We start from the raw sequence: 6,883 nt of genomic DNA, 5'->3' as shown, positions 1-6,883 counted from the left end.
CTATGTCGCGACTCGCCGGGATGGGGTGAGTGGGGCGGCGGTGGGGCGGGCACGACATGATTGGTGGCGCGGGGAACGGCCGTAGCCCGCATCATGGAGGTCGGCCGACGAACGACAGGAGTGAGGTAGCCGGTGGACCCGCTCGATCGCATCGACGAACTGATCGCCATCCTGGAGCAGGCCCGCTCCGTCCCGATGTCGCGCAACAACTGCATGGTCGACCGGGGTGAGATGATCGCTGCCCTCGATGAGATGCGCGCCGATCTCCCCGCCGACCTGCGTCGTGCCGCCGCGCTCCTGGAGGAGCGCGACAAGATCATGGAAGCCGGCAAGCGGGAGGCGGACCGGATCATCAGCGAGGGTGAGGCAGAACACGCCCGCCTGGTCTCGGTGAACGAGATCACCGTGTCGGCCGAGCACGAGGGTGCCCGGATCATCGGTGAGGCCCGCGCCGAGGCGCAGCGCCTGCGTGAGGAGGTCGACGACTACGTCGACACCGCGCTGGCCAACTTCGAGCAGTTCCTCACCAGGGCGCTGGCGTCGATAGAGCGTGGCCGGGACAAGATGCACGCGCTGCGTGAGATCGGCACCTTCGCTGGGGATGAGGCGGAACGCCCGCTACCCTTCTGAGCGGCACCTCACCAGCCGACTTCTCAGGCGGGCGTCGCCCCCGGTTCGACGGTCCGGCGGTCGTCCAGGTAACCTTTTTTGTCGGCCTCTCACCGGCCGGAGTCTAACTATGCCCAAGCACTCGCCATCGACACTCAACCCCAGGTCGCCGTTGGTCCTCGACACGAGGGACCTGCCGCGTCGCCCTGGCGCGTTGCGTGAGGTCCAGCGGGTCGTGCCGGCACCGGCGGACCTCGGTGTGGAGTTGATCGGCGTGCCGGAGGGCGCGGACCTCGACCTCGATCTGAGGTTGCAGTCGGTGTCCGAGGGCGTGCTCGTCTCCGGGACCATCACCGGTCCCGTCCGGGGCGAGTGCGGCCGTTGCCTGCGCGAGATCAACGACTCGATGGCCGTGACGATCCAGGAGCTGTACGCGTACGAGGACAGCACCACGGACGCCACGACCGACGAGGACGAGGTGGGCCGGATGCAGGGCGATCTGATCGACCTGGAGCCGGCGCTGCGGGACGCGTTGGTGCTCACGCTGCCGACCAACCCGCTCTGCCGGGAGGACTGCCCAGGACTGTGCCCCGAATGCGGGGCGCACTGGGACGATCTGCCGGCCGACCACAGTCACCAGCAGATCGACCCGCGTTGGGCGGGCCTGTCGCAACTGACCGTTACAGAGGAGTAAGAACCGTGGCCGTCCCGAAGCGCAAGATGTCGCGCAGCAACACCCGGTCCCGCCGGGCGAACTGGAAGGCGACCGTGGTCGCGACCGTTGCGTGCCCGCAGTGCAAGTCCCCGAAGCTGCCGCACGCCGCCTGCTCCGTCTGCGGCACCTACAACGGCCGCCAGGTTCTCGAGGTCTGACCTGGACGCCGAGTGACGCCCCCGACCCCAGGTCGGGCGGCGCGCGCATCCTGGCATTCGCCCGGTGCCCCGGCTCCTTCCGACGCCGGCCGGCCTACTCCGGCCGGCGTACCGGTGGAGCCGGGCACCGCGCGGATCGCCGTTGACCTCCTCGGCGGGGACGACGCTCCCGCCGTCGTGGTTGACGGCGCTCTGCGGGCCATGCGCGCCGACCCTGACCTGCATCTGCTTCTCGTCGGTCCGACCGAGGTCGCCGACGAGCTGATTGCCGCCCTCGATCCGGCGCAACGCGCCCGGATCACGGTGCGGCCCGTCCGCGATGTCGTCGGCATGGCCGACCATCCCAGCGCCGCCCGCGCCGAGAGCACCGTCCGGGCCGCCGTCATCGCCGTCCGTGACGGGACCGCTGACGCCCTGGTCTCCGCCGGCGCCACCGGTGCCACAGTCACCGCCGCCGTGCTCGGCCTCGGCCGCTCGCCGGAGATCCGCCAACCTGCGCTGGCCGCCACCCTGCCCGCAGTGGCGGGGCCGGTCGTGTTGCTCGACGTCGGCGGCTCCCTGGAACCCCGCCCGGCCACCCTCGCCCGCCACGCCGTGCTCGGCGCCGCCTACGCGGCGGTGGCCCACTCGATCGCCGCGCCCCGGGTCGGGCTGCTCTCGGTCGGCACCGAGGCTGGCAAGGGCGACCGGGTCCGCCGCGCCACCGACCCTCTGCTCGCCGTCGAACCGCTGCCCGGTGGGGCCCGCTACGTCGGTCTGGTCGAGGGGTACGACGTGGCCCTCGGCGCGCGCGCCGATGTGGTCGTCACCGACGGCTTCACCGGTAACGTGCTGCTCAAGGCCATTGAGGGCGCGTACGCGATGGCCGGCGGCCCATCTGCCGAGGGTGGCGCCCCCCGCGCGGCGGCCCTGTTGGGCGTCGCGGGGACGGTGGTCGTCTGCCACGGGGCCGCCCGCGCCAGAGACGTCGCCTCCGGTATAGCTCTCGCCGCCCACCTGTGGCGGCGGCGCGCCACCGATCTGGTCTCCGCGTTGCTCGCCAGCGACGCCGCGACGGATCGCACCGATAGCTCCACCGACACCGAGGTACGCACATGAGCAACGACAAGCGGCGGCGGGCGTCCGTCGGTCACCTGGAAGCCGCCTTCGGAGTGAGCCTGGAACCCGAGCTGCTCCAACGCGCGTTGACCCACCGGTCGTACGCGTACGAGAACGGCGGGCTGCCGACCAACGAGCGGCTGGAGTTCCTCGGCGACTCGGTGCTCGGCGTGGTGATCACCACGGCGCTCTTCCACAACCACCCGGATCTGCCCGAGGGGCAGTTGGCCAAGCTGCGTGCCAGCGTGGTCAACATGCGGGCGCTCGCCGACGTGGCCCGCGGTCTGGGCCCGGACGGGCTCGGCGCGTACCTGCTGCTCGGCAAGGGTGAGGAGACGACCGGTGGCCGGGACAAGGCGAGCATCCTCGCCGACACGCTGGAGGCGCTGCTCGGCGCGATCTACCTCCAGTACGGCCTGGACACCACGGCGATCGTCATCCACCGGCTCTTCGACCCGCTGATGGCCGAGTCGGCCGGTCGTGGCGCCGCGCTGGACTGGAAGACCAGCCTTCAGGAGCTGACGGCGGCGCTCGGGCTCGGCGTCCCGGAGTACCGGATCGAGGGCACCGGCCCGGATCACCTCAAGACGTTCACCGCCTGGGTGGTGGTGGCCGGCAACCGGTACGGCGGCGCCGACGGGCGCAGCAAGAAGGAGGCCGAGCAGCGGGCCGCCGAGGCCGCCTGGCGCACCCTCGCCGAGCAGAACGGCCAGAACGGCGACGACGGCCAGGACGACCGGGCCGGCGACGACCGTCAGAACCAGCCGACCGGCCGGGTCGACTCGGCAGACCGGGATGACTCCTCCGACCGGGACGAGCCATTCGGGCCGCTGGAGCGCGCCGAGCGGGCGGCCCAGGCCGAGCAGGCCGACCACCTGGCGCAGGCGCTGCCGGCCGGGGGCGCCGACGGCCACGAGACGGGGCGACGGCGTGCCTGAGCTGCCCGAGGTGGAGACCGTCCGGCAGGGGGTGGCCCAGTGGGTCGTCGGCCGTCGGATCGCCTCGGTCGAGGTTCGTCATCCGCGTGCGGTCCGCCGGCATGCTCCGGGGGACGTGCACTTCGCCGACGTTCTCGCCGGCCGGACGGTGCAGGACGCCCGCCGTCGCGGCAAGTACCTGTGGCTGCCACTGGACAGCGGTGACGCGATCATCGGGCACCTCGGTATGTCGGGGCAGCTGCTGCTCCAGCCCCCCGGCACGGCGGACGAGACCCACCTGCGGGTCCGGTTCCGGTTCAGCGACGACGGCCCGGAGCTGCGCTTCGTCGACCAGCGCACGTTCGGTGGGCTCTCGGTGAGCGAGGGCGGCGCCGAGTTGCCCGACGAGATCGCGCACATCGCCCGCGACCCGATGGATCCGGAGTTCTCCGACGCGGCGTTCGTCGCGGCGCTGCGCCGCCGGCACACCGAGGTGAAGCGGGCCCTGCTCGACCAGACCCTGATCTCCGGGGTGGGCAACATCTACGCCGACGAGGCGCTCTGGCGCGCGAAGCTGCACGGCACCCGACCCACCGACGCGCTGACCGGCCCGGCCGTGCAACGCCTGCTCGGCCACGTCCGTGATGTGCTGGCCGAGGCGATCAGCGAGGGCGGCACCAGCTTCGACGCCCTCTACGTGAACGTCAACGGCGAGAGTGGTTACTTCGATCGGGCGCTCAACGCCTACGGCCGCGAGGGCGAGCCGTGCCGCCGGTGCGGTGCGCCGATCCGCCGCGAAGCGTTCATGAACCGCTCCTCGTACAGCTGCCCGCACTGTCAGCCACGGCCCCGGGGTTCCCTTCGGGGATGACCCGGAGCCGGCTCGGGGCGATGCCGGCGGGTCGCGGTGGGTCGCTCCGGGCTGGACCCGGGGGTACGTCCGGATCGCGGGCTGACGCCCGAGGAACCCGCCCCCACTCCCGGTCTGGTGGTTCCGGGGTGGGCCGGGGTCGATCCCCGATGTGACCGCCTCGTCACGCACCTAGCGTCAGCACAGTTGACCGGGGGGCTGACGTGACAGGGGGATCCGAGATGGGCAGAAGACCGGTGACGGTGCGGCTGGCGCGGTGGAGCGCCGAGCACCCGTGGCGGGCGATCGCACTGTGGGCCGTGTTCGTGGCGGTGTGTTTCGTCGGCGGTAACGCCGCCGGACTCAACGAGGCCACGAGTGGCGACCAGGCGATCGGCGAGGCGGGACGGGCCAGCCTGATCGTGGACGCCGCTGACTTCGACGACCCGGCCGTGGACAACGTCCTCATCACCTCCCGGGGCGGCGCGTTGGACCAGGCCGCGGCGAAGGCGGCGGCCGACGACGCGGCGGCCCGGCTGCGTACGGTCGCCGGGGTGGCCGGGGTGGGCCAGCCGGTCACCGCGCGGGACGGCTCGGCGCTGCTGCTGCCGATCACCATGTCGGGCGACCCGGAGACGGCCTCGGAGCGGGTGCAGCCTTTGCGGGACGCCACCGCCGCCGTGCAGGTGGCGCACCCCGGGCTGCGCGTCGAGCAGGTCGGCGGGCCGTCGATCGGCCAGGCCCTCGATGACACCCTGGGCAAGGACTTCAAGCGCGCCGAGCTGCTCAGTCTGCCGGTCACCCTGGCGATCCTGATCATCGCGTTCGGCGCGCTGATCGCGGCGAGCGTGCCGGTGCTGCTGGCGCTCTCCTCGGTCGCCGCCGCGATGGGTCTGTCCACCCTCGCCTCGCACCTGGTGCCGGCCACCGACACCACGGCACCGGTGATCCTGCTGATCGGCATGGCGGTCGGGGTCGACTATTCGCTGTTCTACATCCGTCGGGAGCGGGAGGAACGCGCCAAGGGCCGGTCCGGTCTGGACGCGGTGGAGATCGCCGCGGAGACCTCCGGGCACGCCGTGGTGGTCTCCGGTTTCGCGGTGATCATCTCGATGGCCGGGCTGCTGCTCGCCGGCGACGTGGTCTTCTCGTCCCTCGCCATCGGCTCGATCCTCGTGGTGGCCGTCGCGGTGACGGGTTCGCTGACCGTCCTGCCCGCGCTGCTGGCCCGGCTCGGCCGCTGGGTGGACCGGCCCCGGGTGCCGTGGCTGTGGCGACTGACCGCGCCGCGTACCGGCCGGCACGGTGAGCCTCGCGCACCCCGGCTGTGGCCTGCGGTGCTCCGGCCCGCGTTGCGCGCGCCGGTGGCGACGCTGGTCATCTCGGTCGGACTGCTGCTCGCGCTGGCCGCGCCAGCGCTCGGGATGAAGCTGAAGTTCCCCGGCATGGAGGACCTGCCCCGCACGACGCCGGCAATGCAGGCGTACGACCGGCTCACCGCCGCCTTCCCGAGCGCCGGGACCAATCACGTGGTGGCCGTCCGGGCGCCCGCCGACCAGGCCGACCGGGTACACGCCGCCCTCACCGACCTGTCCACCTGGGCCGCCGGCGATCCGCTGTTCGCCCCCGCCGAGACGGACGGCCCGAAGATCGAGGTGTCGGCCGACCGGCGGGTGTCGGTGCTGGACGTCCCGACCCCGTACGCCAGTCGCGACGACCGGTCGGTGCGGTCGTTGGAGAGGCTGCGCGGTGACCTGGTCCCGGCCGAGCTGCGCGGCATCCCCGGCATCGAGTACGCGGTGGGCGGGGGTGTGGCCGACAGCGAGGACTACGCACAGCACGTCCGGGACAAGTTGCCGCTGGTCATGGGCTTCGTGCTGGTGCTGACCTTCCTGGTCATGGCGTTCACCTTCCGGTCGGTGGTGATCGCGGCCAGCTCGATCGCGCTGAACCTGCTCTCCGCCGGTGCCGCGTACGGCCTGCTGGTGCTGATCTTCCAGGGCGAGTGGGCGCAGGGGCTTCTCGGCTTCACGTCGATGGGCGCCATCGTGTCCTGGTTGCCGCTGTTCCTCTTCGTGGTGCTGTTCGGCCTCTCGATGGATTACCACGTCTTCGTTGTCAGTCGGATCCGCGAGGGCGTCCGGTCCGGCCTGGCCAACCGCGACGCGGTGTCGTACGGGATCACCTCGTCGGCCGGGGTGGTGACGAGCGCGGCGATCGTGATGGTCGGAGTCTTCTCGATCTTCGCCACGTTGAGCACGATCGACATGAAGCAGCTCGGCATCGGTCTGGCGGCGGCGATCCTGCTGGATGCCACGATCATCCGGGGCGTGGTTCTGCCGGCGTTGATGACCATGCTCGGCGACGCGAACTGGTGGGCTCCACGCTTCCTGCGCCCGCGCCCGGCCATCGCGCCCACCGACCCGCCGGCTTCTTCCTCCCCGGAGCTGGTGCCGGTGCCGTAAACCCACCCGGGTACCGCCCTCGCGGCGTCGGCGGGCCGGGGCGGGCCGGGGTGACGGGGCGGGCGTCAGGG

7 protein-coding genes are annotated in these 6,883 nt (G+C 72.2%); all 7 read left to right on the top strand.

Annotated elements, in window-relative coordinates; genetic code table 11:
- The first annotated feature begins 132 nt into the window (after window positions 1–132).
- The 7 genes from DLJ59_RS22630 (at window position 133) to DLJ59_RS22600 (ending at window position 6,812) form a co-directional block, all read left to right on the top strand.
- Entirely contained in the window at window positions 133–630 is a 498-nt protein-coding gene (locus DLJ59_RS22630; RefSeq protein ID WP_030335287.1) for an SPFH domain-containing protein, read from the top strand.
- A 109-nt stretch (window positions 631–739) separates the two neighbouring features.
- Complete coding sequence (locus DLJ59_RS22625) at window positions 740–1,303, top strand: YceD family protein (protein WP_030335285.1); 564 nt, start codon at window positions 740–742, stop codon at window positions 1,301–1,303.
- Window positions 1,304–1,308: 5 nt separating this feature from the next.
- Window positions 1,309–1,482 carry a 50S ribosomal protein L32 gene (gene rpmF / locus DLJ59_RS22620; RefSeq protein WP_030335284.1) on the top strand — a complete coding sequence of 58 codons (174 nt, stop codon included), beginning with the start codon at window positions 1,309–1,311 and terminating at the stop codon, window positions 1,480–1,482.
- 114 nt (window positions 1,483–1,596) lie between these two features.
- Window positions 1,597–2,580: a phosphate acyltransferase gene (locus DLJ59_RS22615; RefSeq protein ID WP_124774617.1), complete on the top strand. Its 984-nt coding sequence runs from the start codon at window positions 1,597–1,599 to the stop codon at window positions 2,578–2,580.
- The gene (rnc, locus tag DLJ59_RS22610; protein WP_244236169.1) at window positions 2,577–3,518 is read left to right on the top strand and encodes a ribonuclease III; all 942 of its coding nucleotides are present in this window, start codon (window positions 2,577–2,579) and stop codon (window positions 3,516–3,518) included. The genes DLJ59_RS22615 and rnc overlap by 4 nt, the downstream gene beginning before the upstream one ends.
- The gene (gene mutM / locus DLJ59_RS22605) at window positions 3,511–4,368 is read left to right on the top strand and encodes a bifunctional DNA-formamidopyrimidine glycosylase/DNA-(apurinic or apyrimidinic site) lyase (RefSeq protein WP_124774616.1); all 858 of its coding nucleotides are present in this window, start codon (window positions 3,511–3,513) and stop codon (window positions 4,366–4,368) included. Before rnc ends, mutM begins: the two co-directional genes overlap by 8 nt.
- A gap of 221 nt (window positions 4,369–4,589) precedes the next feature.
- Complete coding sequence (locus tag DLJ59_RS22600; protein ID WP_124774615.1) at window positions 4,590–6,812, top strand: MMPL family transporter; 2,223 nt, start codon at window positions 4,590–4,592, stop codon at window positions 6,810–6,812.
- The last annotated feature ends 71 nt before the right edge of the window (window positions 6,813–6,883 follow it).

Source organism: Micromonospora inaquosa (assembly GCF_003857055.1).
Lineage (GTDB): Bacteria > Actinomycetota > Actinomycetes > Mycobacteriales > Micromonosporaceae > Micromonospora > Micromonospora inaquosa.
This window is presented reverse-complemented; position numbering and strand designations above follow the sequence as displayed.